Origin of the sequence: Paraburkholderia antibiotica, assembly GCF_012927125.1 — a bacterium.
GTDB lineage: Bacteria > Pseudomonadota > Gammaproteobacteria > Burkholderiales > Burkholderiaceae > Paraburkholderia > Paraburkholderia antibiotica.
The window spans coordinates 188,290-213,782 of record NZ_JABBFZ010000013.1 but is presented as its reverse complement, the minus strand read 5'-3'; the positions used below and the strand labels follow the sequence as shown (position 1 = coordinate 213,782).

The 25,493-nt window shown below is 64.6% G+C and carries 20 protein-coding genes; 8 read left to right on the top strand and 12 right to left on the bottom strand.

Features of this window, described 5'->3' with window-relative positions; all coding sequences use genetic code 11:
- Nucleotides 1-211: 211 nt before the first annotated feature.
- The 3 genes from HHL14_RS21235 to HHL14_RS21225 all read left to right on the top strand — a co-directional run bounded on the left by HHL14_RS21235 (nt 212) and on the right by HHL14_RS21225 (nt 2,027).
- The gene (locus tag HHL14_RS21235) at nt 212-901 is read left to right on the top strand and encodes a M48 family metallopeptidase (RefSeq protein ID WP_169499589.1); all 690 of its coding nucleotides are present in this window, start codon (nt 212-214) and stop codon (nt 899-901) included.
- A 47-nt stretch (nt 902-948) separates the two neighbouring features.
- Entirely contained in the window at nt 949-1,563 is a 615-nt protein-coding gene (locus tag HHL14_RS21230) for a GIY-YIG nuclease family protein (RefSeq protein WP_169499579.1), read from the top strand.
- Between the two features lie 155 nt (nt 1,564-1,718).
- A complete protein-coding gene (locus HHL14_RS21225) occupies nt 1,719-2,027 on the top strand; it encodes a hypothetical protein (protein WP_169499578.1) in 309 nt (102 codons plus the stop codon).
- A 266-nt stretch (nt 2,028-2,293) separates the two neighbouring features.
- On the opposite strand, the gene HHL14_RS21220 is transcribed toward HHL14_RS21225, so the two are convergent.
- Nucleotides 2,294-4,081, bottom strand: a complete 1,788-nt coding sequence (locus tag HHL14_RS21220; protein WP_329601710.1) for a methyl-accepting chemotaxis protein — start codon at nt 4,079-4,081, stop codon at nt 2,294-2,296.
- A gap of 537 nt (nt 4,082-4,618) precedes the next feature.
- Here HHL14_RS21220 and HHL14_RS21215 point away from each other — a divergent pair.
- Nucleotides 4,619-5,617, top strand: a complete 999-nt coding sequence (locus HHL14_RS21215; RefSeq protein WP_169499576.1) for an AraC family transcriptional regulator — start codon at nt 4,619-4,621, stop codon at nt 5,615-5,617.
- A 139-nt stretch (nt 5,618-5,756) separates the two neighbouring features.
- Here the strand turns inward: HHL14_RS21215 and antC are convergent, their stop codons facing one another.
- From antC to antA, 3 genes are read right to left on the bottom strand one after another with little or no spacing between them, the layout of a single operon-like run.
- Nucleotides 5,757-6,785, bottom strand: coding sequence for an anthranilate 1,2-dioxygenase electron transfer component AntC (gene antC / locus HHL14_RS21210; RefSeq protein ID WP_169499575.1), 1,029 nt, complete (start codon nt 6,783-6,785; stop codon nt 5,757-5,759).
- Nucleotides 6,786-6,799: 14 nt separating this feature from the next.
- Complete coding sequence (gene antB / locus HHL14_RS21205) at nt 6,800-7,288, bottom strand: anthranilate 1,2-dioxygenase small subunit (RefSeq protein WP_169499574.1); 489 nt, start codon at nt 7,286-7,288, stop codon at nt 6,800-6,802.
- Nucleotides 7,285-8,676, bottom strand: a complete 1,392-nt coding sequence (gene antA, locus HHL14_RS21200) for an anthranilate 1,2-dioxygenase large subunit (protein ID WP_169499573.1) — start codon at nt 8,674-8,676, stop codon at nt 7,285-7,287. The genes antB and antA overlap by 4 nt, the downstream gene beginning before the upstream one ends.
- A 342-nt stretch (nt 8,677-9,018) precedes the next feature.
- Between antA and HHL14_RS21195 the strand changes: the two genes are divergently transcribed.
- Both HHL14_RS21195 and HHL14_RS21190 read left to right on the top strand, forming a co-directional pair.
- Entirely contained in the window at nt 9,019-10,602 is a 1,584-nt protein-coding gene (locus tag HHL14_RS21195; RefSeq protein ID WP_169499572.1) for a sensor domain-containing diguanylate cyclase, read from the top strand.
- Between the two features lie 249 nt (nt 10,603-10,851).
- Nucleotides 10,852-12,159 carry a solute carrier family 23 protein gene (locus HHL14_RS21190; protein WP_169499571.1) on the top strand — a complete coding sequence of 436 codons (1,308 nt, stop codon included), beginning with the start codon at nt 10,852-10,854 and terminating at the stop codon, nt 12,157-12,159.
- 101 nt (nt 12,160-12,260) lie between these two features.
- Here HHL14_RS21190 and HHL14_RS21185 read toward each other — a convergent pair whose 3' ends face one another.
- The gene (locus HHL14_RS21185; protein ID WP_169499570.1) at nt 12,261-13,916 is read right to left on the bottom strand and encodes a Na+/H+ antiporter; all 1,656 of its coding nucleotides are present in this window, start codon (nt 13,914-13,916) and stop codon (nt 12,261-12,263) included.
- A gap of 313 nt (nt 13,917-14,229) precedes the next feature.
- Between HHL14_RS21185 and HHL14_RS21180 the strand changes: the two genes are divergently transcribed.
- Both HHL14_RS21180 and HHL14_RS21175 read left to right on the top strand, forming a co-directional pair.
- Nucleotides 14,230-15,504 (top strand): sensor domain-containing phosphodiesterase, encoded by a 1,275-nt coding sequence (locus HHL14_RS21180; protein ID WP_169499569.1) that lies wholly within the window; start codon nt 14,230-14,232, stop codon nt 15,502-15,504.
- Nucleotides 15,505-15,566: 62 nt separating this feature from the next.
- Nucleotides 15,567-16,262 (top strand): copper homeostasis protein CutC, encoded by a 696-nt coding sequence (locus HHL14_RS21175; RefSeq protein WP_169499568.1) that lies wholly within the window; start codon nt 15,567-15,569, stop codon nt 16,260-16,262.
- Nucleotides 16,263-16,428: 166 nt separating this feature from the next.
- On the opposite strand, the gene HHL14_RS21170 is transcribed toward HHL14_RS21175, so the two are convergent.
- The 7 genes from HHL14_RS21170 to HHL14_RS21140 all read right to left on the bottom strand — a co-directional run bounded on the left by HHL14_RS21170 (nt 16,429) and on the right by HHL14_RS21140 (nt 25,319).
- Nucleotides 16,429-20,016 carry an indolepyruvate ferredoxin oxidoreductase family protein gene (locus tag HHL14_RS21170; RefSeq protein ID WP_169499567.1) on the bottom strand — a complete coding sequence of 1,196 codons (3,588 nt, stop codon included), beginning with the start codon at nt 20,014-20,016 and terminating at the stop codon, nt 16,429-16,431.
- A gap of 233 nt (nt 20,017-20,249) precedes the next feature.
- Nucleotides 20,250-21,218, bottom strand: coding sequence for an ion channel (locus HHL14_RS21165; protein WP_169499566.1), 969 nt, complete (start codon nt 21,216-21,218; stop codon nt 20,250-20,252).
- Nucleotides 21,219-21,373: 155 nt separating this feature from the next.
- Nucleotides 21,374-21,619, bottom strand: a complete 246-nt coding sequence (locus tag HHL14_RS21160; RefSeq protein ID WP_169499565.1) for a hypothetical protein — start codon at nt 21,617-21,619, stop codon at nt 21,374-21,376.
- Between the two features lie 102 nt (nt 21,620-21,721).
- Nucleotides 21,722-21,952 (bottom strand): hypothetical protein, encoded by a 231-nt coding sequence (locus HHL14_RS21155; RefSeq protein WP_169499564.1) that lies wholly within the window; start codon nt 21,950-21,952, stop codon nt 21,722-21,724.
- Between the two features lie 177 nt (nt 21,953-22,129).
- Complete coding sequence (locus HHL14_RS21150; protein ID WP_169499563.1) at nt 22,130-23,038, bottom strand: carbohydrate kinase family protein; 909 nt, start codon at nt 23,036-23,038, stop codon at nt 22,130-22,132.
- On the bottom strand, nt 23,035-24,336 hold the full coding sequence (locus HHL14_RS21145; RefSeq protein ID WP_169499562.1) for an AGE family epimerase/isomerase: 1,302 nt from the start codon (nt 24,334-24,336) through the stop codon (nt 23,035-23,037). Before HHL14_RS21145 ends, HHL14_RS21150 begins: the two co-directional genes overlap by 4 nt.
- Nucleotides 24,333-25,319 (bottom strand): LacI family DNA-binding transcriptional regulator, encoded by a 987-nt coding sequence (locus tag HHL14_RS21140; RefSeq protein ID WP_169499561.1) that lies wholly within the window; start codon nt 25,317-25,319, stop codon nt 24,333-24,335. The genes HHL14_RS21145 and HHL14_RS21140 overlap by 4 nt, the downstream gene beginning before the upstream one ends.
- Nucleotides 25,320-25,493: the final 174 nt, after the last annotated feature.

Here is a 25,493-nt window from a genome sequence, read left to right as displayed (position 1 = left end):
TGAACGCGGCTGAGTGCGTCCGTCGGGTTCTCTTCGTCATCTTCCTGGTTCCTTTGTCGGCATTATCGCCGGCTCAGGCCCCGAGCGTTCCACTTATCCGACCGTCCGAATTTGCGCGCCCACTTCTAACGTATCTTCCTGATTATCGAAGCCCAGCGACAGGAGTATTGATTTGAGCGTCGAGCCGCGCAGCAGCATCGATCTCGGCGAGATGAGCATCGATGTCGTGAGGAAGGACATCAAGCACGTTCATCTGAGCGTGTATCCGCCCGATGGCCGTGTGCGTATTTCAGCTCCGCGGAATATGGCTTTGGACCTCATCCGGGTGTACGCGATTACCCGGCTGGACTGGATCAGGCGGCAGCAGCGCAAGCTGCAGGCGCAGGAGCGCGAGACGCCTCGCGAATATCTGAATCGGGAGAGCCACTACGTCTGGGGCAAGCGCTATTTGCTGCGGATCGTGGAGGTTGATGCTGCGCCGATGGTCAAACTGAAGCATTCGACGCTCGAACTCGCGGTGCGTCCCGGCAGTGACGCAGGCCGCCGCCATGAAGTGCTTGATGCGTGGTATCGGGAGCAGGTGCGGTGTGCTTTACCGCCATTGTTGGCGAAGTGGGAGCAGTCATTAGGTGTTCGCGCGCGACGTATTCTTGTGCAGCACATGAAGACGAAGTGGGGAAGCTGCAATCCGGTGTCCGGTAACATTCGCCTGAATACGGACCTGGCTCGCAAGCCGTCAGAGTGCCTGGAGTACATCCTCGTACACGAGTTGCTGCATCTGATCGAGCCAACGCACAATGCGCGGTTCCAGTCGCTGATGGATAAATTCATGCCACAGTGGCGACAGGCTCGCGACGAGGTGAATCGATTGCCGGTACGGCATGAGGATTGGGCGTATTAGCGTCGTTCTGTAGTTGTTGCGCTGTGGTCGCGAATTGAGGAAGCAGGATGGCTTTGAGCATCGTATATGTACTGACCAACCCGGCTATGCCCGGTCTGGTGAAGATCGGCTACACGATCCAAGAGGACGCCAACGCTCGCATCGGTCAGCACTATACAACGGGCGTTCCGGTTCCGTTCAAGCTGGAGTTCGCCTGTAAGGTTCCCAACCCGGAAGAGGTGGAGAAAGCGTTGCATCTTGCCTTTGCGCCAAGCAGAGTTAACCCGAAGAGAGAGTTCTTCCGTATTGAACCGGATCAGGCGATTGCGATTCTCCGGCTCCTCCATGTTCAGGACGCAACGACCGAAATCGAGGCTCAGCCAACGTTGGTCGATGAGCAATCCATTGTCGCTGCGGAGCAGCTAAAGGCGCGTCGCCCGAATCTCGATTTTGAGGAAATGGGGATTCCTGTCGGGGCCGAGCTTCGGTCGGTGCATACCGATGCAATAGCGACGGTCGAAAGCAACCGCAAGGTTCGCTTTGACGACGAGGTCATGTCGCTGACGTCTGCAACGCGCTTAGATATGAATCTGGAGTACAGCGTGGCACCGGGCCCGCACTGGACATATAACGGGAAGACGATTCGTGAGTTCTACGAAGAGACTTATGGTGGCGATGCGTGAACAGAATCTCTGATTGAAGAGCATCTTGATCGGAGCTGGTATGAAAGCGCCCATCGAATACGAGCGCAGCCGCTTACGAATCTGGTCTGAATGGGGTAGCAGCGGCATTTGGCATCCCCAGATGGGAAGCCAGCCAGGCGAAGGTGCAGTTCCGCATGGTCAACCATGCTGCACTCGGCCTGCCTGACGAGCTGGTCGAGCGGTTCAACCGTTGGATCGGTTGGTACGAGGAATATTTTCCGGAAAAGCCCGATCAGTTTTCATGGGAGGATTTTCGCAAGGAGGGACGGGAACTGGCTTTCGCGTTGGCTCGGTTGTCGGAGATGCGTATCCGATTGAGTACGAACGGCAGGGCTTCGTTGTGTTTCCGTAGAAAGCTGGCTATGGCGTTTTTCGGGTGGTGCGAGCCCAATGTCGAAGTGCCCATCACTTTGGCAACTGAAGGTGCCCTGCACTGCAAATAACAGTGCAGGGCAGCGATCTGGGGGCATCTTTTGTCGTCAGGGGACGCGCGCTGTAGCTTATATTGCGGTCGAGAGCTCGATCCTCCTCCCACCACACAAGATTCCTTAAATGCAAAAACCGGCCTTGCGCCGGTTTTTGCATTCTTGAGACTGTATTTCTACGTTCGCTTTTGCGCCGCCACACGGCGCGCGCATATCGCTGGAGCACACGTATCCCGCGCGACACGCCCTCAAGAGCCCACGCCGCGCTACCACCCCCCCTTCACTCAAAACTTATCCCACCCATCATCCGCCGCAACGAGCGCGCCACCCGACGCAGCATTCGCCACCGGCAACGCGGCCGCCTGTGCGGTCGTCACCGTGCGTGCGACGCGTTGAACCGGCGCCATCGTGTCCCGCCGCGGCAACTCCTTGCGCGGCGCAGGCGCAGGCATAGGCGCTGAAGCGCCACCCCCCGCAGCAAAACCACGCGCCGACATCACCCCCTCACCACCCCCCGCCACCTGAAAAAACGCCACCGCCTCATTCAACTGCTGCCCCTGATCCTCCATCGAGCGCGACGCAGCCGCCGCCTGTTCGACCAGCGCCGCGTTCTGCTGCGTCACGTTATCCATCTGCGTGATCGCGAGATTCACCTGCTCGATGCCGCGGCTCTGTTCGCTCGATGCCGCCGCGATCTCCGCCATGATGTCGGTCACGCGCGCGACCGCCTGCGTGACTTCGTTCATCGTCTTGCCCGCTTCGCCGGCGAGCGCCGAGCCGTCGCGGATCCGGTCGACCGAGGTCGCGATCAGATCCTTGATCTCCTTGGCCGCGCTCGATGAGCGTTGCGCGAGGCTGCGCACTTCGCTCGCGACCACCGCGAAGCCGCGGCCCTGTTCGCCGGCGCGCGCCGCTTCGACCGCCGCGTTCAGCGCGAGGATGTTGGTCTGGAACGCGATGCCTTCGATGATGCCGGTGATGTCCGCGATCTTCGTCGAGCTGTCGCTGATCTCCTGCATCGTGCTCACGACCTGGCCAACCACCGCGCTGCCTTTCTGCGCAACCGACGACGCATTCGACGCGAGCGTGCTGCCCTGTTGCGCGTTCTCTGCGTTCTGTCGAACCGTTGAGGTCAGCTCTTCCATGCTCGACGCCGTTTCCTGCAGCGACGCCGCCTGCTGTTCGGTGCGCTGGCTCAGGTCCATGTTGCCGGCGGCGATCTCGCGTGCCGCGCCGGAGATGCTCGTGCTGCTGTCGCGCACGCGCGTGACGATCGCCGTGAGCCGCTCGTTCATCTCGCGCAGCGCGCTGAGCAGCTTGCTGGTTTCGTCCTTGCCGTCGACGCTGATGCGCGTGCGCAGATCGCCTTGCGACACCGTGCGCGCAACATCGATCGCAAAGCCGAGCGGGCCGGTCACCGCGCGCGCGATCAGCCAGCACGACGCGATCGCGAGCGCGATCGCGGCCACGCAGATCGCAATCAGCAGGTTGCGCTGGGTTTCATAGTGCGCGGCGTAATCGCTGATCAGTTGCTCCTGGCGCGTGCGGGTGTACTCGGCGTACGTGTCGGTCGCGCGGATCAGCGCGGCGAGCAGCGGCCGGCACTGGTCGTCGATTTCGCTTGTTGCCTCGTCGCGCTTGCCGTCGAGCGCGAGACCGACGATATGCGTCGCGACCGGGCCATACGATGCCTCGATGCGATTGATTTCGGCCACCAGGCTGCGCGCTTTGTCGGTCGCATCGGTGGCCTTCGCGAGCATGTCGTTGAGCTGCTTCAGATGCGTCTGCACGTCTTCGTGCGCGCGCAGTACGTCGGCTTTTTCGAGCTCGATGTCCTGCGGTTTGGTGACGAGCACGAGGTTGCGCGCGGCGATCGCGCGGCGGTCGATCGCGGTTCGCACCTGCACGACCATGTCGGCTCGCGCGTTGACGCCGCGCACGAAGTTCGTAAAGCCGTCGGTCGAATCGCTCAGTGCTTTCAGCGAAATCCCCGAGACTGCGACGACGATCAGGGACAGCAGGCCAAAGCCAGCAATGAGCTTGCTTTTGATGGTGAGGCGATTGAAGTTCACTTTTTGTTTTCTCCAATAACGAAACGTAAAACGTTCGCAATGGACTCTCAGGTCCGGGCATGTAGGGCACGTCTTGAAAACCGCTGCTCCTCTCTGCGGCCTTTGCGCTTTTCTACCCATCTGGTGCCGGAGCTGCGTGCGCCCCAAATTGGGTATCCCATTTACCGGATATCGGATCGAACGCGAGCGGACTTAAGGAAAATTGAATATTTCTGCATAACCTTGCACGGAATGAGCGCAGAAGCCGGAAAATTTCACGGCGTTCCATGTATTTAGGCGCATGATGAAAACGTTGGCTTTCGATCGGTTTTCATCCGCCTGACGTCGCGCGATAAAGCACCAAACCCACAGCGGCCATGCGGAGACAAAGGTTCCTTGTGCGCGCAACGTTTCCTTGTCGGCCGACAATGTTTTTATTCATTTGCGCAGATCAAGCCCGGTTGAGGTAGTCTTGCGAAATCACAACGTCCCCCGTTTTGCGCCCCTCATGGATTTCCCGGGTGCGCGAAAGAGTCCTTGGTAGTCGTTTTTTTGCGTATGCGATCAACATCGGAGCCGAACAACCGCGATATCCAGGCCGCGTTAAGCGACCTGGACGGCGCGCGTGACTGGATGGCATCGATTTGCGGCCCGCACGGCTTGCAGGTTGGTCGTCCGGAACGGCTGCGGTTTCATCAGTCGGGCACCGTGCTGCGCTCGATGGCGACCACGATCGGCTACGTCGAATACGGCACCGACGTCACGGTCGCGGTGCGCGAAAACAGTCCGCTGAATTGCTATAGCGTGAGTCTGCCGATGGTCGGGCAGCAGGAGTTGGCCGCGCATGGCAAGACATGGCTGTCGGATCAGGATTGCGGTTTGATCGTCAGTCCGCAGGAGTCGCAGGATCTCGCGATCATGGGCAATTGCCGCAAGCTGCACGTCGCGATTCCGCGTTCGGCGCTGCAGCAGGTGCTGCAAAACATGCTGCAACGTCCGGTCGAAGCGCCACTCGTGTTCCAGCCCGACATGGACGCGGCCGTCGGCGATCAGGCGTCGTGGTGGCGCATGGTCAAGTTTCTGGTCGGCGAGATGGAGCGTACGGGGCCGTCGCTCGGGCATCTGTATATGTCGAGCGAACTCGAACTGACCTTGCTCAAAGGCCTGCTGCTGTCGCAGCCGCATAACTACTCGGAGCAACTGGCCAATGCGTCGGCGTTGACGCCGCCGCATTATCTGACCCGCGCGCGTCAGTTCATCCACGACAATGCGCGCGAACCGATCACGCTCGAAGATATCGAGCGCGCGGCGGGCGTGTCGCGCTTCAAGCTGTTCGACGGCTTCCGTCAGTATTTCGGCTGTGCGCCGATCGCGTATCTGAAGCGTTACCGGCTCGAATCGGTGCGGCGCGATCTTCTCGAAGATCGCTCGGTGCGCAATATTTCGTCGGTGGCGTTGAGCTGGGGGATGTCGCATCTCGGGCGCTTCTCGACCGAGTACAAGGCGCTGTTCGGCGAGTCGCCATCCGATACGCTCAAGCGCGCGGCAAGACGTTAGGCGCCGGGCGCCAAACACTCCCACCAATGAAAATGTCCCGCCCATCGCTTTCACGACGGAACGGGACATCGTAAGCCCATCCAGGTTCGGGTACATCGGCTGGCGAACAGCTCGCTAGCCGCGTGGCCAGCAACGTCGCTTAGCGCGCGTTGCTCTCGCCGAACTTCTCGTAGTACAGCCGGTAGTCCTGAATACCCTGCTCGGTGAGCCAGGTCTTGATCGCTTCGACCATCGGCGGCGGTCCGCACACGTACATATCGAAGCCGTTCGATTCGAGAAACGAGCGGTCGAAATGCTCGGGGATCAGACCGGTTTTGCCCGACCATTCCGGCGCCGGATTCATCACGACCGTCTCGACCGCGAAGCCTTCGATGCTGGCCTTGTAGTTGTTGATGCGCTCGGTCTCGCACAGATCGGCCGCATTGGTGACGCCGTAGTACAGGTGCACCGGATGCGCGCAATTGCGCTTGGCCGAAATGTCGTCGAGCATGCCGAGGAACGCGGAAAGCCCGGTGCCGCCCGCGACCATCACGAGCGGACGCTCGACGTGGCGCAGATAGAACGCGCCGAGCGGCGCTTCGAACTCGATCGCGTCGCCGACCTTGCAGCGCTCGCGCAGATAGTTGCTCATCGCGCCGTTCGGCAGCAGGCGGATCAGGAACTGCAGCTCGTTGCGCTCGTTCGGATGATTGGCGAACGAATACGAACGCCAGTCTTCCGTGCCGGGCACTTTCACGCGGGCATACTGGCCCGGCAGAAAATCGAGCTGACGATCGTGCGCGCTCGCGTCGACGCGCAGGATCGCGGTCGTCGCCGACACCAGTTCGACGCCGACCACCTTCGCGCTCACGGTGCTCGTGCCGGCACCTTCGCACAGCGTCGAATCGAAGTCGAAATAGAACGACGCATCCGACTTCACGCGCGTCTGGCACGACAGGATCTTGCGCTGTGCGAGATCTTCTTCGCTGAGCGTTTCCTCGTCGACGTAATCGAGCGTGTACTCGCCCGATTCGCAACGGCCCTGGCAGGTGCCGCACACGCCTTCGCGGCAGTCGAGCGGAATGTTCACGCCGTTCTTCAGCGCCGCGTCGAGCAGCAGCTCGTTCGGGCCAACGTCGAAGAACGCGGTCTTGCCATCGGCAAAGCTCAACGCGACTTTATGTTTCATCGTCGTGCTCCTGCTTACAGATGGTAGAAGTCCAGCACTGCGTTGATGTGGTCGTTCAGCAGCAGCACGTGCTTGCGCGTGATCTTCCAGCTCTCGCCCGACGGCTTCAGGTCGTACACCGCGCGACCGTAGAAGTAGTCGCTCGAGCCGTGGCGCGTGTACATCGTCGACCAGTTCACGGCGGCTTCGACGAGCGAGTCCGCGCGCTCGGTCAGACGCACGTTGCTGATCTGATGCATCGTGCGCGGCAGCGGCGTCGACGCAGCCGACTTGCCGGTGCGCAGACGGAACACGCGGTCTTCGAGGCCGGCGCGGTCCGAGTAGTAAATCAGCGACATGCCCTGCTTCGGATCGGTCGTGTACACGTGCTCCGAATCCCACTGCGGCACGTGGAAGGTGCTCTGCTCATCGAACAGGTCGACGTACTCATCCCATTGCTGCTTGTCGCACAGGTCCGACTTCAGATACAGAAACTGCTCGACGGAATGTTGAAGTTGGCTCATGCCTGCTCTCCCTTCGATTCGTTGGATTTGGCGAGGCCCTTGAGGATCGTGTCGCGCCAGGTGCCGTGCTGGTTCACGTACAGCCCTTCGTGGGTCAGTTCGGTGCCGGTCAGGTTCGGCGCGATGCCGAGCAGCGTCGTGTTGCGCGTCGCGCCGGCTTCCCACTTGTGATGACCGCGCGAGATGTCGCTCCAGCGCTCCAGACGCGCCTGGAAGCCGCGCTGCTGCTCGCGGAATTCGACGAGGTCGTCGGGCGTGCCCATGCCGGACACGTTGAAGAAGTCTTCGAACTGACGGATGCGGTTCTCGCGATCCTTCGCCGACTCACCCTTCACGCCGATGCACTGGCTGATGATCTCGGTCTTGTTCCACGCGATCGGGCGCACGATCCGCAGCTGCGAGCTGATCTGATCCATGAAGAACAGGCTCGGGTAGATGTTCAGGTTGCGCAGCCGGTGCATCATCCACTCGGCCTTGTCCTTGCCGTACGCTTCGACGAGGCGTGGCATCACGGTCTCGTAGCCGGGGCGCACGTCCGGGTTCGGCATGTCGCTGAACAGCACGCTGTGACCGTTCTTGAACGCGAACCAGCCGTCGTCGGTTTCCGCGTCGCCCGCGCCGAGCTTGCTGTAGTCGAGCGTGCCGCTGGGCGCCTCGCCCTTCTTCGCGTTCGACTCGCTGCGATGCTGCACGGTCGCGACGTAGTTGTAGTGCACGGTGCTCACGTGATAGCCGTCGAGACCGTTTTCGTTCTGCAGCTTCCAGTTGCCGTCGAACGTGTAGGTCGACTTGCCCGGCAGCACTTCGAGTTCGCCGGTCGGCGATTGCGCGACCATCATGTCGAAGAAGATGCGCGCGTCGCCGAGGAAGTCTTCGAGCGCGTTGGTGCCGTCGACGTCGAGGCTCACGAACACGAAGCCCTTGTAGCTCTCAATGCGTGCTTTCTTCAGGCCGCGGGTCGACTTGTCGAAGTCTTCGCAGTATTCGCCCGGCGCCTTCACCTTCACGAGGCGGCCGTCGTTCTTGTAGCACCATGCGTGGAACGGGCAGGTGAAGGTCGACTGGTTGCCCTTGCTCATGCGCGTGAGCGTCGCGCCACGGTGCTGGCACGCGTTGATCATCGCGTTCAGCTTGCCGGCGCTGTCGCGCGAGATGATCAGCGGCTGACGGCCGGCGCGCATCGTCAGAAAATCGTTATTGTTCGGGATTTCGCTTTCGTGGCATGCGTAGATCCAGGCCTTCTCGAAGATGTGTTCCATCTCGAGCGAGAACAGCTCGGGTTCCGTAAACATTTCCCGGGCAATCCGGTAGACCCCTTCCGCCGGTCGGAAGTCCAGACAGCCGCTGACGAATTCGCTCCATTCGGAGGCGCTGCGTTGCTCGCTCATGATGTGTCCCACTCCTTGTCAAATCGTTTGAATAACGACAGGCCCGATTGAATACCCAATCGACGGGGCGAACTATCCAGTCAATTGGCATTTGCTATCCGATAAATTTGGCGGTGGCTGGATAACCGGACAGGCGGCCACAAATGCTTGCCGGCAGAGGCTTTGCCGGCGCGGGACTGAAGCCGGTTCGCGGCTTGGGCGGCAAAAACGCGTCTGTTCGCCGATTTGCAGGCGGTGGGGTCTGCTACGCTAGTTACTCACAGGGTGCGCACTTAGGGTAATCACTGAGACGCGGCCGCTTCTTCACGCGCGTGGTTCAGCGCATGTCCGAACGAACAGCGAATGGTGACGCGCCGACCGAACGCCGTAATTGCGATCAGCATCGTGCTAGCCGGCGCGATTCTCGCGATTGCCGTATGGCTGCTCGCACAGATGCGCGAGGATGCGTTGCGGCGCTCGCAGGACGCGGTCTTCAACGTGTCGCTGCTGGTCGAGCGCGACGTGTCGCGCAATCTCGAGATCTACGACCTGTCGTTGCGCGCGGTGATCGATGGGCTGAATCAGCCGGGGGTGCTCGATCTGCCGCCGCAGATCCGCCAGATGGTGCTGTTCGACGGCTCGATCAGCGCGAAAGACATGGGCTCGGTGTTCGTGCTCGACGAACACGGCAACGTGCGCTTCGATTCGCGCACGTCGACGCTGCCCGCGCCACCCCGTCCGGCCGATCTCGCCGACCGCGATTACTTCACCGTGCATCGCGATGCGCCCAACCTCGGCCTCTACATCAGCCATCCGTTCAGCCCGAGCGGCAGCGACGAAGATCTGCGCATCGCGCTGAGCCGGCGCATCTCGCGGCCCGACGGCGGCTTCGGCGGCGTGGTGGTCGGCACGTTGCGGCTCACCTATTTCCATCGGCTGTTCGACGGCATGAAGCTCGGGCCGAGCGGCTCGATGGCGCTGATGCTGAGCGACGGCACGATGCTGATGCGCCGTCCGTACGATCCGAAAACGATCGGCATCAACCTGACCGGTACCGCGAACTATTCGCGCTTTATCCAGCGGCCGAGCGGCGGCTTCTTCGGCACCGCGGCGATCGACCGCGTCGAGCGCTGGTACGCGTTCCGCCATATCGACGTCTATCCGCTGATCCTCGACGTCGCGCTGTCGACCCACGACATCTACGTCGAATGGCGGCGGCGCGCGTGGATCATCGGCACGCTGATCGCCGCGCTCGACGTGACGATCATCGCGCTCGCGATCCTGTTCTCGCAGCAGTTGCAGCGCCGCCGCGCGGCCGAGGAGGAACTGCGCGAACTCGCACGCACCGACGGCCTGACGGGCCTGAACAACCGCCGCGCGTTCGAGGAACACGTGAGCGACGAATGGCGGCGCGCGCAGCGCAGCGGCTGGCCGCTGTCGCTGCTGCTGATCGACGTCGACAACTTCAAGGGCTTCAACGACCTGTATGGCCACTCGGCCGGCGACGAAGCGTTGATCGGCGTCGCGCGCTGCATCGCGCAAAACGTGCGGCGTCCGGGCGACACCGCGGCGCGCTACGGCGGCGAGGAGTTCGCGGTGCTGCTGCCGAACACCGACGCGGCCGGCGCGCAGCAGATCGGCGAGCAGATTCGCGCGGCGGTGCAGGCGCTGCAGTGCCGTCATGTGGCCAGCGCGCATCATGTGCTGACGGTCAGCGTCGGCACGGCGACCGCCCGGAGCAAGCGCTTCAAAACGAGCCGCGCGCTGGTCGATGCCGCCGACGAAGCGCTCTACCTCGCGAAAGGCGCCGGCCGCAATCGCGTGATCGCGTATCGCGCGGCGGGCGATGGAGCGGATGGGGCGCACGCTGTGGACGCGGTGGATAGCGCGTCGCCGGCCGACCGCGCGGAGGCGACGCCGGATACGGGAGGGCGCGGCGCGCATTGACGCGTGCGCTGGTCCGGCTTGCCGGCGCAGCCTCCCGATCTCGTCCCCGGGCTGTGCCCTTGGGTCCCGCCCCTTGGCTCCCCGCTGGGGCCCACCCCCAGGCTCCCGCAGGGGCCTACCGCCAGCTCTCGCTTGCCAGCCCTTATTGCTCTCCGTAAACTCGCGCGTAACTTGCCGGAGCGCCCGCCATTGGGCGCGCGCAGCCGGCCATCACCACACACCACGCCGACCCACAGGAGAACCCTCGCGATGGCCGCATCCTATTTCCCCCGCTGGCGCCGCCAGCCTGCCGCCGCCGAGGGCGGCATCGTCGGTATCGACGAACGGCTCGGCTGGCCGCAGATGGTCGCGATGGGCGTCCAGCACGTGGTCGCGATGTTCGGCTCGACTGTGCTCGCGCCGCTCCTGATGGGCTTCGATCCGAACCTGTGCATCTTCATGTCGGGGATCGGCACGCTACTGTTCTTCGTGCTGGTGGGCGGCCGCGTGCCGAGCTACCTGGGATCGAGCTTCGCGTTCATCGGTCTCGTGATCGCGGTGACCGGCTACGGCGGACACGGGCTGAACGCGAACATTCCGGTCGCGCTGGGCGGGATCATCGCGTGCGGGGTCGCGTACGGGGTGATCGGCCTGATCGTGTCGGCGGTCGGCACGCGCTGGATCGAAACGCTGATGCCGCCGGTCGTGACCGGCGCGATTGTCTGCGTGATCGGTCTGAACCTTGCGCCGATCGCGGTGCATGGCGTGAGCGGCAGCAACTTCGATTCGTGGATGGCGCTCGTCACGGTGCTGTGCGTCGGCGCGGTCGCGGTGTTCGCGCGCGGCATGCTGCAGCGTCTGCTGATCCTGATCGGCCTGCTGCTCGCGTACGTGATTTACGCGATCGTCACCAACGGTCTCGGCATGGGCAAGCCGATCGATTTCTCGATCGTCGCGAACGCCGCGTGGTTCGGCATGCCGCACTTCACGTCGCCGGTGTTCGATCCGCACGCGATGGCATTGCTCGCGCCGATCGCAGTGATCCTCGTCGCCGAAAATCTCGGCCATATCAAGGCGGTCAGCGCGATGACCGGCCAGAACCTCGACCGCTATATCGGCCGCGCGTTTCTCGGCGACGCGCTCGCGACCATCGTGTCCGGCTTCGCGGGTGGCACCGGCGTGACCACGTACGCGGAGAACATCGGCGTGATGGCGGTGACGAAGATCTACTCGACGCTGGTGTTCGTGATCGCCGCGCTAATCGCGCTGGTGCTCGGCTTCTCGCCGAAGTTCGGCGCGGTGATCCAGACGATTCCGGGCCCGGTGCTGGGTGGTGTGTCGATCGTCGTGTTCGGGCTGATCGCGGTGACGGGCGCGCGCATCTGGGTCGTCAACAAGGTCGACTTCTCCGACAACCGCAACCTGATCGTCGCGGCCGTCACGCTCGTGCTCGGCGCTGGCGACTTCTCGCTGAAGCTCGGCGGTTTCGGGCTCGGCGGCATCGGCACCGCGACGTTCGGCGCGATCATCCTGTACGCGCTGTTGAGAAGGAAGCCGGCGCAAGGTCCGGTGGCCTGAGCGTTCGCCTGAGCTTGCGCCTGAGCGGCACCGGCGTGCAATGCGCCGGTGCCGGTTTTGCTTTTTGGGGCGATCGATCACGCCGGCCCCGCCGCCACGTCCTACCCCTTACGCGCAGTCAGCGCGGTCTCCGACAGATCCACCTCACGCATCAGCTTGTTCAGCGTTTCGTCGTTGATCTTCTGGCTGTTGCGCAATTCGAGCAGCGCCTTGCGCTCCGCGCGCATCGCCGCGAGCTTCATGCGGAATTCGAGCAGATCGGCGCGGCGCGCCAGCTCGCGCGGCGCCTGCTCGCCGTCGAGCGTCGCCAGGCGGCGGCGATACACGTCCATCACACGCGCGGTCACGTCGGTCGCGTACGCCTGTTCCGACTCGTCGAGGTCCGCGCATTCGGTGTCGTGGATCTGATCGACCGCGCGGATCGCGGCCTGCGCGGACAGCGTGCGCGCGAACGCTTCCTCGGCCGCGTGCGGATCCTTGCCGCGTCGCCAGCCGCGCAGCAGCAGCGGCAACGCGACGACCGCGACCAGCAGCGACAGCAGGATCACGCCCGACGCAATGAAGATCGCCAGATCGCGTCCCGGCAGCGGCGTGCCGTTCGGCAGCAGCTCCGGCAGCGACAGCACGCCCGCGAGCGTGACCGCGCCGCGCACGCCGGCCACCGTCGTCACCGACACCATGCGCAGCCCCGGCACCGCATTGGCGACGCCCTGTTTCGCCGCGCCGCGGCTCGCGAACCGGCGCAGCAGCCACACCCAGGCGAAGCGCATCGCGTACAGCGCGAGCGCCACCGTGACGATGTAGCCGATCAGCAGCCCGACCTGGCGGTCGCTGGTTTCGTGCGCGTCGAGCAGCGCGCGACCGAGAATGTGCGGAAACTGCAGCCCCAGCATGATGAACACCATGCCGTTGAAGACGAACTCGATCATCGTCCACGTGCTGGTCGCGCGGACTCGCGACGACACCTGCCACGCGTTCGCGATGCTCGTGTAGTTCATCGTCATGCCGGCGGCCACCGCGGCGAGGACGCCCGACAGCTCGAAGCGTTCCGCGCACAGATAGGCGGCGAACGGAATCAGCAGCGTCATTACGACGCCAGGCGCGGGGTCGCCTTCCTCGGTGAGATTCAGAAAGCGCGTGGACACGAAGCTGAACAGCATGCTGACCGCCGCGCCGACCGCGAGGCCGCCCAGCGCGATCACGACGAAGCTCACCGACGCGGCGCGCAGCGAGAACGCACCGGTCAGCGCAGCCGCGATCGCGAACTTCAGCGCGACGAGGCCCGACGCATCGTTCATCAACGCTTCGCCTTCGAGGATGTGCATCAGCTGCCCCGGAATCTTGCCCTTGCCGGCGATGCCGGACAGCGCGACCGCGTCGGTCGGCGACAACACCGCGGCGAGCGCGAACGCGACCGGCAACGAAATCTGCGGCACCAGCGCATGCACGAAGTAGCCGACCACCAGCACCGTCATGAACACGAGGCCGAGCGCGAGCATCAGGATCGCGCGCCTCGCCATGAAGAATTCGCGCTTCGGAATGCGCCAGCCATCCGCGAACAGCAGCGGCGGGATGAACAACAGCATGAAGATTTCCGGATCGAACGTGACGTGCAGATCGAAACGCGGCCACGCGAGCAGCGCGCCGATCGCGATCTGCACGAGCGGCAGCGGCAGCTTGAACGGCAGCGACCGGGTCAGTACTCCCGAGCCCGCGACGGCGAGCAACAGGATCAGGACGGTGAAGACAATTTCCATCGTGGATTCTGGACGGATTGAAGGGAATTTCTTGTGGAGGGGCCACCACGCGCAGGGTCGAGTGTAGCCCGGCCGCGCACACGCGGGCCGCGAGGTGGGCACCGCCAATGCACCGCGACGGTGCGTGCGGCGCCCGTCGGCGGCGCACACGCCGCGTCGTCGGTGCAATCTTTCGGTTGAATTACGGTGATATGTGCGCCACCGTGCGCATGGAGCTTGCTTAAGCGGTAACGATGACGCACATTTTGAGAACCGGCGCGGGGCTGCGTGCTTTCCGCGCTCGGACCGGCCAGTTCCCGCGTGAGAGGACTGCATGACGATTGCGCAACAGGATAGAGCGGCGAGCGTGCCGCACGGCTTCGAGGTCGAAGTGGCTTCGGGCCTGCATCGCTATTCGGTGCAGCATGGCGAGCTGACGCTGACGAGCGTGTTTCAGCCGATCTTCAGCCTGTCGCATATGCGGGCGGTCGGCTACGAGGGCTTGCTGCGCGCGCACGACGCGCTCGATCGGCCGGTGTCGCCGCTCGACGTGTTCGGCGACGCCGCACGCGTGGGCGAGGGCTTGCAGCTCGACCGGCTCGCGCAGACGCTGCATCTGGAGAACTTCAAGGTGCTCGGCGCGGAGCGCGAATGGCTGTTCCTCAACGTGCATCCCGGCGTGCTGACCGATCCGTATCTGGCGGCGGCGCTGCTCGCGAATCTGCGGCGGCTCGATCTGTCGCCGCGGCGTGTGGTGCTCGAAGTGCTCGAGCAGAGCGCCGAGGATCTCGACCGGCTCGCCGATGCGGTGCGCGAGTTTCGCGAGCGCGGCTTCCTGATCGCGCTCGACGATTTCGGCGCCGGCCATTCGAACATCGAGCGCATCTGGCAACTGAATCCCGACATCGTCAAGCTCGACCGCATCATGCTGTCGCACGCCGCGCATCGCGCCGACATGGCGACGATCCTGCCGGGGCTCGTCGCGCTGCTGCACGAGGCGGGCAAACTGGTGCTGATCGAAGGCGTCGAGACCGAGCACGAAGCGCAGATGGCGCTCGCCTGCAACGCCGACTTCGTGCAGGGCTTTTTCTTCGGCCGCCCGGGCCCGGGACTCGCGGACGCGACGCACGCGGTCGCCTGCATTGGCGAAGTCACCGAGCGCTATCGCGAGCAGGCCGAGGCGCGCGAGCGCCGTAGCGCGAGCCGGCTCGCGCCGTATCTGCGCGCGTTCGAACGTGCCGCCGAAAGACTCGCTGCCGGCGAGCCGCTCGACGAAGTGTGCTGGAACTTCCTCGCGCTCGATCACGCGGCGCGCTGTTTTCTGCTCGACGCGAAGGGCCGGCAGGCGGGACGCAACGTCGTGCTGCGCGCCGATCGCGCGGCGCACGAAACGCGCTTTCTGCCGCTCGCCGATGCGCAGGGCGCGAACTGGCTGCGGCGGCCGTACTTCAGTGCGGCGATCAATGCGCCGGAGCGCGTGCACGTGACGCGGCCGTATCTGTCGATCAACGAGGCGTTGCCGTGCGTGACGCTGTCGGTGGCGACGCGCGTCGGCAACGAGACCTGCGTGCTGTGCGGCGATATCGACTGGGTGGACGAGGAGCGCTGACGCTGGCCGCACGATTCGCGCTTCTGCGATGATGTCGTTTTTAACGACATCAGGCTGCGCTCATGTCCGTGTTGCTCGAAGTGATTGCCACCACCGTCGCCGATGCGCGCCTTGCCGCGCGCGCGGGTGCCGACCGTCTCGAACTCGTTACCGCGATGGGCGAGGGCGGGCTGACGCCGAGCGTCGGCCTGATCGAAGCGGTGGTCGACGCGGTCGAGATTCCCGTCAACGTGATCGTGCGGCCGCATAGCCGTGGCTTCGTCTACGACGCCGACGACTACGCGGTGATGCTGCGCGACATCCGCGCGGTGAAGGCGGCGCGCGCGAACGGCATCGTGATCGGCATGCTCGATGCGCAGCGCGCGATCGACCGCGAAGGTCTCGCGCGCGTGTGCGAGGCCGCCGATGGACTTGCGATCACGTTTCATCGCGCGTTCGACGAAGCCCGCGATCTTCACGAAGCGCTCGACGTGCTGCTTTCCTTCGATGCGGTGACGAACGTGCTGACCTCGGGCGGACAACCGTCGGTGCTGCAGGCGGAAGCCATGATCGGTGAGCTCGTGCGGCAGGCCGTGGGCTCGCATTGCACGGTGCTCGCTGGCGCCGGATTGACGATGGATGCGCTGGCGGGCTTCGTGAACAGGACGCGCGTCGAGGCGGTGCATTTCGGTTCGGGCGTGCGCGTGAACGGCAATGGCCTCGCGGCGGTCGATGGCGAGAAAGTCGCGCGGGTGAGGGCGTTGCTTGAGGCGATGTGAAGTGAAGAGGCGTGAGGTGATGCAACCTGGTGGCGTTGCGGCCTGACGCACGCACCGCAAAGCAGGTAGCAGAAAAAGGCCGCTTCGGTTCTAAACCGACGCGGCCTTTTTCGTCGTTCCGCAGCTTGCGGCATGCACAAACCGCACACCGCCCCCGAGCGGCGCACTACTTCGCCACCACCACCGGAATCCCGCGCAACTGCCCGGCGCCTTTCATCTCGTCGAGCGACTTCTTCACCGCGGCGCCGGTCGCCGCGTCGATCCGCAAGCGTACGGCGAGTTCGCGCTCACCCCGCTTCACGCCCGCCAGATTCGCGAGCTTCACGTGACCGTAACCGCGCACTCGCGCATGCAGTTCGGCGAGCTTCGCGACGTCGTCGAGACTGTTTGCGTCGAGTTGCGCAAGCGCGCGCTGCAACGTGGTTTCGTAATCGCTCGCGAGTTCGCGCTCCATCCTGCGTTCGAGCGTGCGGCCCAACGGATCGAGCGGCGTGCCGCGCAGGCCGCGCCATTTCGCGAGCATGCCGAGCACGGGCCACATCCACTGACCGTAGGTTTTCTTGGTGGGCACGGCGCCGTGCTGAGCGTGCGTGAGCGTCGGCGGCGCGAGATTGAAGCGGATCGAGAAGTCCTTGCCGGCGACGCCGTCGAACTGTGCTTCGAGCGCCGCGCGGAACGTCGCGTCCGTATGCAGACGCGCGACCTCATATTCGTCCTTCACCGCGAGCAGCCGGTAGAACGTCGTCGCGACCGCGCGTGTCACGCGTTCGCTTGTTGCATCGGTCGACGCTTCGGCGCGCCGCGCCGTCTCGACCAGCGCGCGATAACGCTTCACGTAGGCCGCGCCGCCGTAAGCCAGCAGGCGCGCCTCGCGATGCGCGATCAGTTCGTCGAGCGTATCGACGCGTACGCCCGGCGTCGGCGCATGACGCGCCTGCCACAGCGATTCGAGCGCGGCGGGTTCGGCGGCGGCCATGCGGCCGATCGAGAACGCCAACTGGTTCATCTGCACCGCGACGTTGTTCAGTTCGATCGCGCGCATCATCGCCGCGAACGATACCGGCACGAGACCCAACTGCCACGCGAAGCCAAGCATCAGAATGTTGGCGCCGATCGTGTCGCCAAGAAAACGCGTGGCGAGTGCCTGCGCGTCGCAGGTCGACATGCGCTCTTCACCCGCCGCATGACGCATCTTGTCGATCAGCGCATCGGCGTGCAGCGTCGCGTCCGGGTTCTGCACGAAGCTCGCGTTCGGAATCGCGTGCGTGTTGACGACGATGCGCGTGCGGCCATGCCGGACCGTCTGCAATGCATCGGCGCTCGCGCCGACCACCATGTCGCAGGCGAGCAGCACGTCGGCCTGCTGCGTGTCGATGCGCACCTGGTTCAGCCATTCGTCGCGCGCGGCAAAGCGCACGAACGACAACACCGAGCCGCCCTTTTGCGCGAAGCCCATGAAGTCGAGCACCGACGCGCTCTTGCCCTCCAGATGCGCGGCCATGCTGATCAGCGCGCCGACCGTCACGACGCCGGTGCCGCCCACGCCCGTGACGAGAATGTCGTACGGCGCGGCATCGAGTTGAGTGGCGGGCACCGGCAGCGCGTCGACGTGAGTGGCGAGCGCCTGCGGATCGAACGCGACGCCCGCGGCCTTTTTCAGCGTACCGCCTTCGACGGTGACGAAGCTCGGGCAGAAGCCGTTCACGCACGAGTAGTCCTTGTTGCACGACGACTGATCGATGCGGCGCTTGCGCCCGAGCGCGGTTTCGACCGGCTCCACCGACAGACAGTTCGACTGCACGCCGCAATCGCCGCAGCCTTCGCAGACTTCCTCGTTGATGAAGAGGCGCTTGTTCGGATCGGGAAATTCGCCTTTCTTGCGACGCCGCCGTTTTTCGGCCGCGCAGGTCTGGTCGTAGATCAGCACGGTTACGCCGTCGGTGTCGCGCAGCTCGCGCTGCACCGCGTCCATTTCGCTGCGGTGATGAAACGTCGTGCCCTGCGGAAACTGGCCGTGATGGCCGTCGTATTTCTCGGGCTCGTCGCTGACCACGACGAAGCGCGACACGCCCTCGGCTTCCACCTGACGCGCGATCTGCGGCACCGAAATGCTGCCGTCGACCGGTTGGCCGCCCGTCATCGCGACCGCGTCGTTGTAGAGGATCTTGTAGGTGATCGTCGCTTTCGCGGCGACCGCCTGGCGAATCGCGAGAATGCCGGAGTGAAAGTAGGTGCCGTCGCCGAGATTCTGGAACACGTGGCGCGTTTTCGTGAACATCGAATGGGCGGCCCAGTCGACGCCTTCGCCGCCCATCTGAATCAGGCCGGTGGTGTCGCGCTCCATCCACGAAGCCATGAAGTGACAGCCGATGCCGGCCTGCGCGATCGACCCGTCGGGCACTTTCGTCGACGTGTTGTGCGGACAGCCCGAACAGAAATACGGCGTGCGCTTCACGCTGTCGGCCGCGTTCGACAGAATTTGCGGTGCGACCAGATCGACCACGCGTTCACGCCGGTCGAGCGCGGGCTTGTGCTTCGCGAGCCAGTTCGCGAACACCGGCAGGATGCGCGACGGCCGCAGCTCGCCGAGCGACGACAGCAGCAACGTGCCGTCTTCGGCATGCTTGCCGATCACGACCGGCCGCGCGCCCTGCGTGCGGTTGTACAGGTAGTCCTTGATCTGCTGCTCGATGATCGGGCCTTTCTCCTCGATCACCAGCACTTCGGAGAGGCCCGACACGAATGCATCGACACGCGTCATCTCGAGCGGAAACGATAGCCCGACCTTGTAGATGCGCACACCGGCCGCGTCGAGATCGGCGAGCGTCAGATCGAGCCGGCGCAGCGCTTCCATCAGATCCAGATGCGCCTTGCCGCAGGTGACGATGCCGACGTTCGCGTGCGGGCTCGGCGCGATCCATTTGTCGATGCTGTTCACGCGTGCGAAGTGACGCACCGCGTCGAGCTTCGCATGCAGGCGCGCTTCGATCGTCAGACTCGGCAGATCGGGCCAACGGTTGTGCAGGCCGCCTGCCGGTACTTCGAAATCCTGAGGAATCGCCCAGTCGGTTTGCAGCGCGTCGAGATCGACGGTCGAGCCTGACTCGACCGTTTCGGAGATCGCCTTGTAGCCGACCCACGCGCCCGAGAAGCGCGACAGCGCCCAGCCGTACAGGCCGAATTCGAGCATGTCCGCGATATTCGACGGATTGACCACCGGCATATGCCAGGCGGCCATCGCGAAGTCGCTCTGATGCGGCATCGACGACGACACGCAGCCGTGATCGTCGCCGGCCACCACCAGCACGCCGCCGTGCGGCGACGAGCCGTACGCGTTGCCGTGCTTCAGCGCATCGCCCGCGCGGTCGACGCCAGGCCCCTTGCCGTACCACATCGCAAACACGCCTTCGACGGTGCGCTCCGGGTCGGCTTCGACGCGCTGCGTGCCGAGCACCGCGGTGCCGCCGAGCTCTTCGTTGATCGCGGGCAGAAAGCGGATGTCGCTCGCGGCGAGCAGCTTGTTCGCCTTCCACAATTGCTGGTCGACCATGCCGAGCGGCGAGCCGCGATAGCCGCTGATGAAGCCGGCGGTGTTCAGGCCGCGTGTCTGGTCGAGCGCGCGCTGCATCAGCGCGAGACGCACGAGCGCCTGGGTGCCGGTCAGAAAGATCCGGCCGTGCGTCGCGGTGAGATTGTCGGACAGCTTGTAGTCGGCGAGAGCGGGCGTGCCGTCGATGGGCAGGCGGGCGGTCATGGGCGAGTCTCCGTAGTTCTGATTCCGCAAGCGGCGTCGCGGAAGAGACTCTATTTTTTCGCGCGTACGGGAGAGAAATTTTTCTTCTTTAATCGGGCGCCGACGAATGCGCGCGATGACTCGCGTGTTTTGCCCGGCTTTTGAGCCGGATTTGCCATGCGGAGACGGGCTTCGGGTATGCCCTGGGACGATTTGAGCGGATATTCGGCGTTCGCATGGCAATCGGAAAAGACCTATGCGGCGCGCGCGGTCACCTGCGGGTCGAGCGGCGCGGCGTCGAGCGGCACGATCTCGTCGAAATGCGCGTAGTCGATGTGGCTCACGCCGTCGCGCTCGCTCATGATGTCGACGAAACGGTACTGCCAGAAGATCTGCTCGCAGGTCCACATGTGGCGCGCCTGCATCGTCTGCGAAGTCGATTCGTCGATGCCTTCGAGCGTCAGCAGCAGCGACACGTCGCGGCCTTTGAGCGTTTCGGCGGTTTCGCCGAACAGCGGACTCGCTTCGTCGATCACGTGCATCAGTGTCCAGCCGAGCTTGAACACCGGATGCTGGTCGCGCACCAGCGCGAGGTCGTAGAGCTTGCGCAGCGTATAGCCTTCGACCGAGGTTTCCTGGCGCAGGATGCGCAGCCGCGCGCGGGCTTCGGCGATCACGTTCTGCCTCGCGTTGGCCGAGCGCACCATCAGCGTCATGCGGCCGTCGATCGGCCGGATCACCGCATAGCGCGCGAACATGATCTTCGCGTGCGGGCGCGAGAAGCGCGCGAAAATCAGCCCGGTCGCCAACGCGATGCTCGACATGCCGATGAAGATTTCGAGCGTCGCGATCCAGTGCGCGTAGACGGTCTGCGGATGCATGTCGCCATAGCCGACCGTCGCGAGCGTTTCGACGCTGAAGAAGAATGCGCCGCCGAAGCCCTTCGGAAACTGATTCGCGATCGACGCGTCGCCGAGCATATACAGCGTCGCGAACGCGGTGTTGAGCAGCAGGAACAGCACCGCGAGCGACACGAAGAACACCGGCCAACGGACTTCGAGCGCGCGGTGATAGAGGTCCTGCCACAGCGGCGTCGGCATGCCATGCGCGATCACCACGCGATCGTCCAGACGCATTTCGCGGCTGCCGCGCGCGCGGCGCTTCGGCTCGCTCTCGGTGGTGTCGGCGGGCCTCGAAAAACGGTCGGACGGTTCGCTGGCCATCGCGCGCTCATGGGGATGAAAACGCGCACAGCGTAGCACGGCGCGTGGTGCGCGCAGAGGGCGTCAGGACGGTGTTGTGGGGGCGGTGGTGCGGCGGTGCGATCCGTGGCTCGCCACCAATGTCGCAGCAACCGCAGCCGTTCAACCGATGTCGCTCAGGGAAACCCGTGCGGCTTCGGAATCCCCGCGCCGTGGTCGATGTCGTCGACCGCCTGCCGATGCGCGCTTTGCACCGCTTCGGCCTGATCGCCGTAGCCGGCGTCGCCGCCGACCGTGGTCCACGGCTTGACGGCCTTGTCGCGCTGACGGATTTCGTACTCGGCATCCCAGCGTGCGCCGCTGAGTTCGAGAGGGCGTACGTGGATCGAATACACGCCGTACTGGAACAGTTGTTCAGCCATGATCGCCTCCAGCCGGTCGGCCCGGCAGCGGCGCGTCGGATGCCCACCGATGCACGCGTGAGGGCACACATGACGAGCGGCGCGCGCTGCCCGAAGGTCGGCCTACAGTTCGAGTTCCCCGAGGATACGATGGGCGAGCGCTTTGGCTTCTTCGAGCGCTTCTTGCGGCGTCGACGACGTCGCGTCGACTTCATAGAGGGTGGTTTCCTGGTCGGCGCGGGCTTCGCCTTCGTCGCGCGCGAGGGTGACGACACCTTGCCAGGCGTCCTGTCCAACTTCCCTTACCGACGCAGTAGCCGTGTAGATCCCTTTGGTGTAGGTGACGTCCTCCATGGCCTCGCTCCTTTTCGCAAAGGTTTGGGTCGTTTCATCCTAGCACGGCGCCGGCGGTTCGGCTCCCGGCCGGAACGGCTTCGCGCGGCGCGACGGATTCGACGATGCGTTCGATCTCCGTCACGCTACGCGCGCTCCAGGACAGCACGATTACAGCCGCGCAAACGGGGCTGCGGATTACAGCAGCGCGACCACTTCGTCGAGCGTCGGCGCGTGCGCGCCCGCATGTCCGCAGGCCGCCGCGCCGGCCGCCAGCGCGAACGCCAGATGCTCGGGCCACGCGCGTTGCGGCGCGCTCATCAGACTGAACAGCAGACCGCCGATCGACGCATCGCCGGCGCCGACCGTATCGACCACTTCGACGCGCGGTGGCTTCGCTTCGATCACCGCGGCGCCGTCGATCAGCAGCGCCGCTTCGGGCCCGCGTGTGACGAGCACGGTGGCGGCCGGATTCAGCGCGCGCAGTTGCGCGAGCGCGGCGGCTTCGTCGGCGGTCCTGAAGATCATCCGCAGGTCTTCGTCCGACACCTTGATCAGGTCCGCGAGCGCGGCCATCTTGCGCAAGGTCGGCTCGTAGCCGTGCTCCATCAGATTGCGATAGTTCGGATCGAAGCTGATCTTCACGCCGTGCGCGCGCAACTCGGCGGCGAGTGCCGCGAGCGTGTCGCCGAGCGGCTGACGCACGAGGCTGATGCAGCCGAAGTGCGCCCACTTCACCGGGGCCATCCACCCGGCTGGCAGCTTCGCCGGATCGAACGCGAGATCGGCGCCGTTCTCGCCCATGAAGAAGTACGCGGGCGGATGCGTCTGATGCACGATCGCGAGCAGCGGCGGACGCTCGACGCGCTGCATGAAGCGCATGTCGAGACCGGCGGCGACGCTCGCGTCCCACAGTTCGTCGGAGAAGTTATCGATGCCGAGCGAGCCCGCGCACGCAGTCGGCAGGCCGAGCCGCGCGACGCAGCGCGCGACGTTCCAGCCCGCGCCGCCCGGACGCGACAGCCACTGCGACGTGCCGGTGCGCACCAGGTCGGTGAGGATGTCGCCGGCGGAGATGAAAACAGGGAGTTCGGTCGGCGCGTTCATCGTGCTTTCTCCGCGGAAGCCGCTGCGGCGGGCGCGACATCTTCTGCCGACGCGTCGCCGCCGAGCGCATGGGCGAGCACTTCGTAGCACGCGCCCATCGTGTGATAGTCGGTCTTGCCGGCGGGGCTCTTTTCGTCGCTGTATTTGCGGTTGTCGCAGGTGAGGATGCGATACCACGCGCCGTACTTGTGATCGACGAAATGCGCCCAGCTATAGCGCCAGATCTCGTCGTACCAATCCCAGAAGCGCTCGTTGCCGGTGCGCTTGCCGAGCAGCGCGGCGGTCGCGAAGGTCTCGGCCTGCACCCAGAAGTACTTGTCGTGATCGCACACGGTGCCGTCGGGGCCGAAGCCGTAGTAGAGGCCGCCGTGGTCTTCGTCCCACGCGTGCGTCATCGCGGCGTCGAACAGTTCGATCGCGCGCGGCAGCAGCCACGGCAGCGGCCGGAAGCGTTCGAGGATCAGCAGCAGCTTCGCCCATTCGGTCTGATGGCCCGGCTGGAAGCCCCACGGGCGGAAGATGTTCGAGCTGTCTTCCTCGTTGTAATGCCAGTCGACCGACCAGTCCGCGTGAAAGTGCTCCCACACGAGCCCTTGCGACAGCTTCGCCTGGCGCAGCGTGATGTTCGACGCGACCCGTTCCGCGCGATCGAGATACACCAGATGGCCGGTCGCCTCGTGCGCGGCGAGCAGCGCCTCGGTGGTGTGCATGTTCGCGTTCTGCCCGCGATACGAGCTCACGCGCCATTCCGGCGACGCGTCGTCCGCATAGAGGCCGGCGGCGGCGTCCCAGAAGCGATGCTCCATCAGCTCGAAGGTCGCGCCGATCATCGGCTTCGCTTCCTCGATGCCGGCCATCGCCGCATGCGAGTACGCGAGCAGCACGAACGCGAGGCCGTAGCAGTGGCGGGTTGCGTCGAGCGTGCGCTTCTTGCCGTCGCGCCATTCGAGTTCCCAGTCGTAGCCTTCGTGCTGCGCGTCCCAGTGCGCGTCGTGCAGAAAGCGCAGACCGTGGCGCGCGTACTCCAGATGCTGCGGGTCGCCGAACTGGCGATACGCCATCGCGTAGTTGAACACGTAGCGGCAACTGCTCACCAGATGGCGCGTGGTGCGGTCGTAGATCGAACCGTCGTCGCGGAAGAAGTGGAAGAAGCCGCCGCTCGGATCGAGCACGTTCGGCGCGTAGAAGCGCAGCGTGTCCTCGACGTGCGCGAGCAGGAACTCGCGGCTGCGGAAACTGGCGACGGGCGGAGCCTTCGCGGCGTCGCCGGAAGGGTGAAGCGGGGTGGATTGCGTCATGACGTTTTCACCAAAGTACTGGCACGGGCAACGAGTTGAACGGGCAAGCGGACTTCGAGTTCGGCGGGCGAGTCTTCGAGCAGCAGTTCGACGCCGCGGCGGCCGAGCGCTTCCTTGTCGACGGCGATCGTCGACAGCGGCGGGGTGGCGTGGGCGGCGGCGGGGATGTCGTCGAAACCGATGATCGCGATGTCGTCGGGTACGGAGAGGCCGCGCGCGAGGCACACGCGCAGCGCGGCGAGCGCGGCGGCGTCGTTGAACGCGAACACCGCGTCGGGGCGCGGGCCGGGTGCGTCGAGCAGGCGCTGCATCGCGCGCGCGGCGCCGGTGTCGGGGTCGAGGCCAGCGTCGATGTTCACTTCGAGCGACGGGTCGAACAGCAGCCCCGCTTCGAAGAACGCGCGGCGGTAGCCGAGCGCGCGCTCGGCGATGCTGAAGTGCGCGAGCGAGCCGCCGATGAATGCGACCCGCTTGCGCTGCTGCTCGAACAGATGGCGCATTGCGAGCCGCGCGCCGGCGGCGTTGTCGAGATTCACCGAGCGCAGGCCCGGCGACCACAGATCGATCAGCACCAGCGGACGTTGCATCGCGACCAGCGTCGCAAGCGTTTCGGGCTCGACGAAGCCGGCGATCGCGACCGCGTCGGGCGCGTGCAGGCGCAACTGATGGATCACGTCCTCGGTCGGACCGGCGGTCAGCACCGACGGCACGATGCCGCGCTCGCGGCACGCGTCTTCGACGCCATGCAGCACGTGCGAAAAGAACGGGCTCGCCGCGAAGTTGTTGTGCTGACGATGCAGCAGGAAGGTCAGGCGACGGATGCGCGGGCGCAATTGCGCCGAGTCATAGCCGAGCTGCCGCGCCGCTTCGACGACGCGTTCGCGGGTGGCCTCGGAGAGGCCCGGCTGGTTTTTCAGCGCACGCGAGACGGTGCCGATCGACACGCTGGCCGCGCGGGCGACGTCGCGGATGGTTGTGGCCATCGATGAGACTGCCGCCTGGAGCGGCCTACGGGTTCAGGTTCGGGCGATTGTATAGTAAAACGCAACAAAAACAGCCCTGAAAATCGTGGACTTTCACCGGTAAATACCCGTATTTAATGGTGTTTTGGCTATTTAATTTGTTTAGTAAAAATGACTAAACAATGTCCGAAAAGC

What these genes read in the sequence shown, in the direction of transcription:
- HHL14_RS21235 (WP_169499589.1), top strand. Translation starts at nt 212, where the DNA reads ATGAGCATCGATGTCGTGAGGAAGGACATCAAGCACGTTCATCTGAGC.
- HHL14_RS21230 (WP_169499579.1), top strand. Translation starts at nt 949, where the DNA reads ATGGCTTTGAGCATCGTATATGTACTGACCAACCCGGCTATGCCCGGT.
- HHL14_RS21225 (WP_169499578.1), top strand. Translation starts at nt 1,719, where the DNA reads ATGGTCAACCATGCTGCACTCGGCCTGCCTGACGAGCTGGTCGAGCGG.
- HHL14_RS21215 (WP_169499576.1), top strand. Translation starts at nt 4,619, where the DNA reads ATGCGATCAACATCGGAGCCGAACAACCGCGATATCCAGGCCGCGTTA.
- antC (WP_169499575.1), bottom strand. Translation starts at nt 6,785, where the DNA reads ATGAAACATAAAGTCGCGTTGAGCTTTGCCGATGGCAAGACCGCGTTC.
- antB (WP_169499574.1), bottom strand. Translation starts at nt 7,288, where the DNA reads ATGAGCCAACTTCAACATTCCGTCGAGCAGTTTCTGTATCTGAAGTCG.
- antA (WP_169499573.1), bottom strand. Translation starts at nt 8,676, where the DNA reads ATGAGCGAGCAACGCAGCGCCTCCGAATGGAGCGAATTCGTCAGCGGC.
- HHL14_RS21195 (WP_169499572.1), top strand. Translation starts at nt 9,019, where the DNA reads ATGGTGACGCGCCGACCGAACGCCGTAATTGCGATCAGCATCGTGCTA.
- HHL14_RS21190 (WP_169499571.1), top strand. Translation starts at nt 10,852, where the DNA reads ATGGCCGCATCCTATTTCCCCCGCTGGCGCCGCCAGCCTGCCGCCGCC.
- HHL14_RS21185 (WP_169499570.1), bottom strand. Translation starts at nt 13,916, where the DNA reads ATGGAAATTGTCTTCACCGTCCTGATCCTGTTGCTCGCCGTCGCGGGC.
- HHL14_RS21180 (WP_169499569.1), top strand. Translation starts at nt 14,230, where the DNA reads ATGACGATTGCGCAACAGGATAGAGCGGCGAGCGTGCCGCACGGCTTC.
- HHL14_RS21175 (WP_169499568.1), top strand. Translation starts at nt 15,567, where the DNA reads ATGTCCGTGTTGCTCGAAGTGATTGCCACCACCGTCGCCGATGCGCGC.
- HHL14_RS21170 (WP_169499567.1), bottom strand. Translation starts at nt 20,016, where the DNA reads ATGACCGCCCGCCTGCCCATCGACGGCACGCCCGCTCTCGCCGACTAC.
- HHL14_RS21165 (WP_169499566.1), bottom strand. Translation starts at nt 21,218, where the DNA reads ATGGCCAGCGAACCGTCCGACCGTTTTTCGAGGCCCGCCGACACCACC.
- HHL14_RS21160 (WP_169499565.1), bottom strand. Translation starts at nt 21,619, where the DNA reads ATGGCTGAACAACTGTTCCAGTACGGCGTGTATTCGATCCACGTACGC.
- HHL14_RS21155 (WP_169499564.1), bottom strand. Translation starts at nt 21,952, where the DNA reads ATGGAGGACGTCACCTACACCAAAGGGATCTACACGGCTACTGCGTCG.
- HHL14_RS21150 (WP_169499563.1), bottom strand. Translation starts at nt 23,038, where the DNA reads ATGAACGCGCCGACCGAACTCCCTGTTTTCATCTCCGCCGGCGACATC.
- HHL14_RS21145 (WP_169499562.1), bottom strand. Translation starts at nt 24,336, where the DNA reads ATGACGCAATCCACCCCGCTTCACCCTTCCGGCGACGCCGCGAAGGCT.
- HHL14_RS21140 (WP_169499561.1), bottom strand. Translation starts at nt 25,319, where the DNA reads ATGGCCACAACCATCCGCGACGTCGCCCGCGCGGCCAGCGTGTCGATC.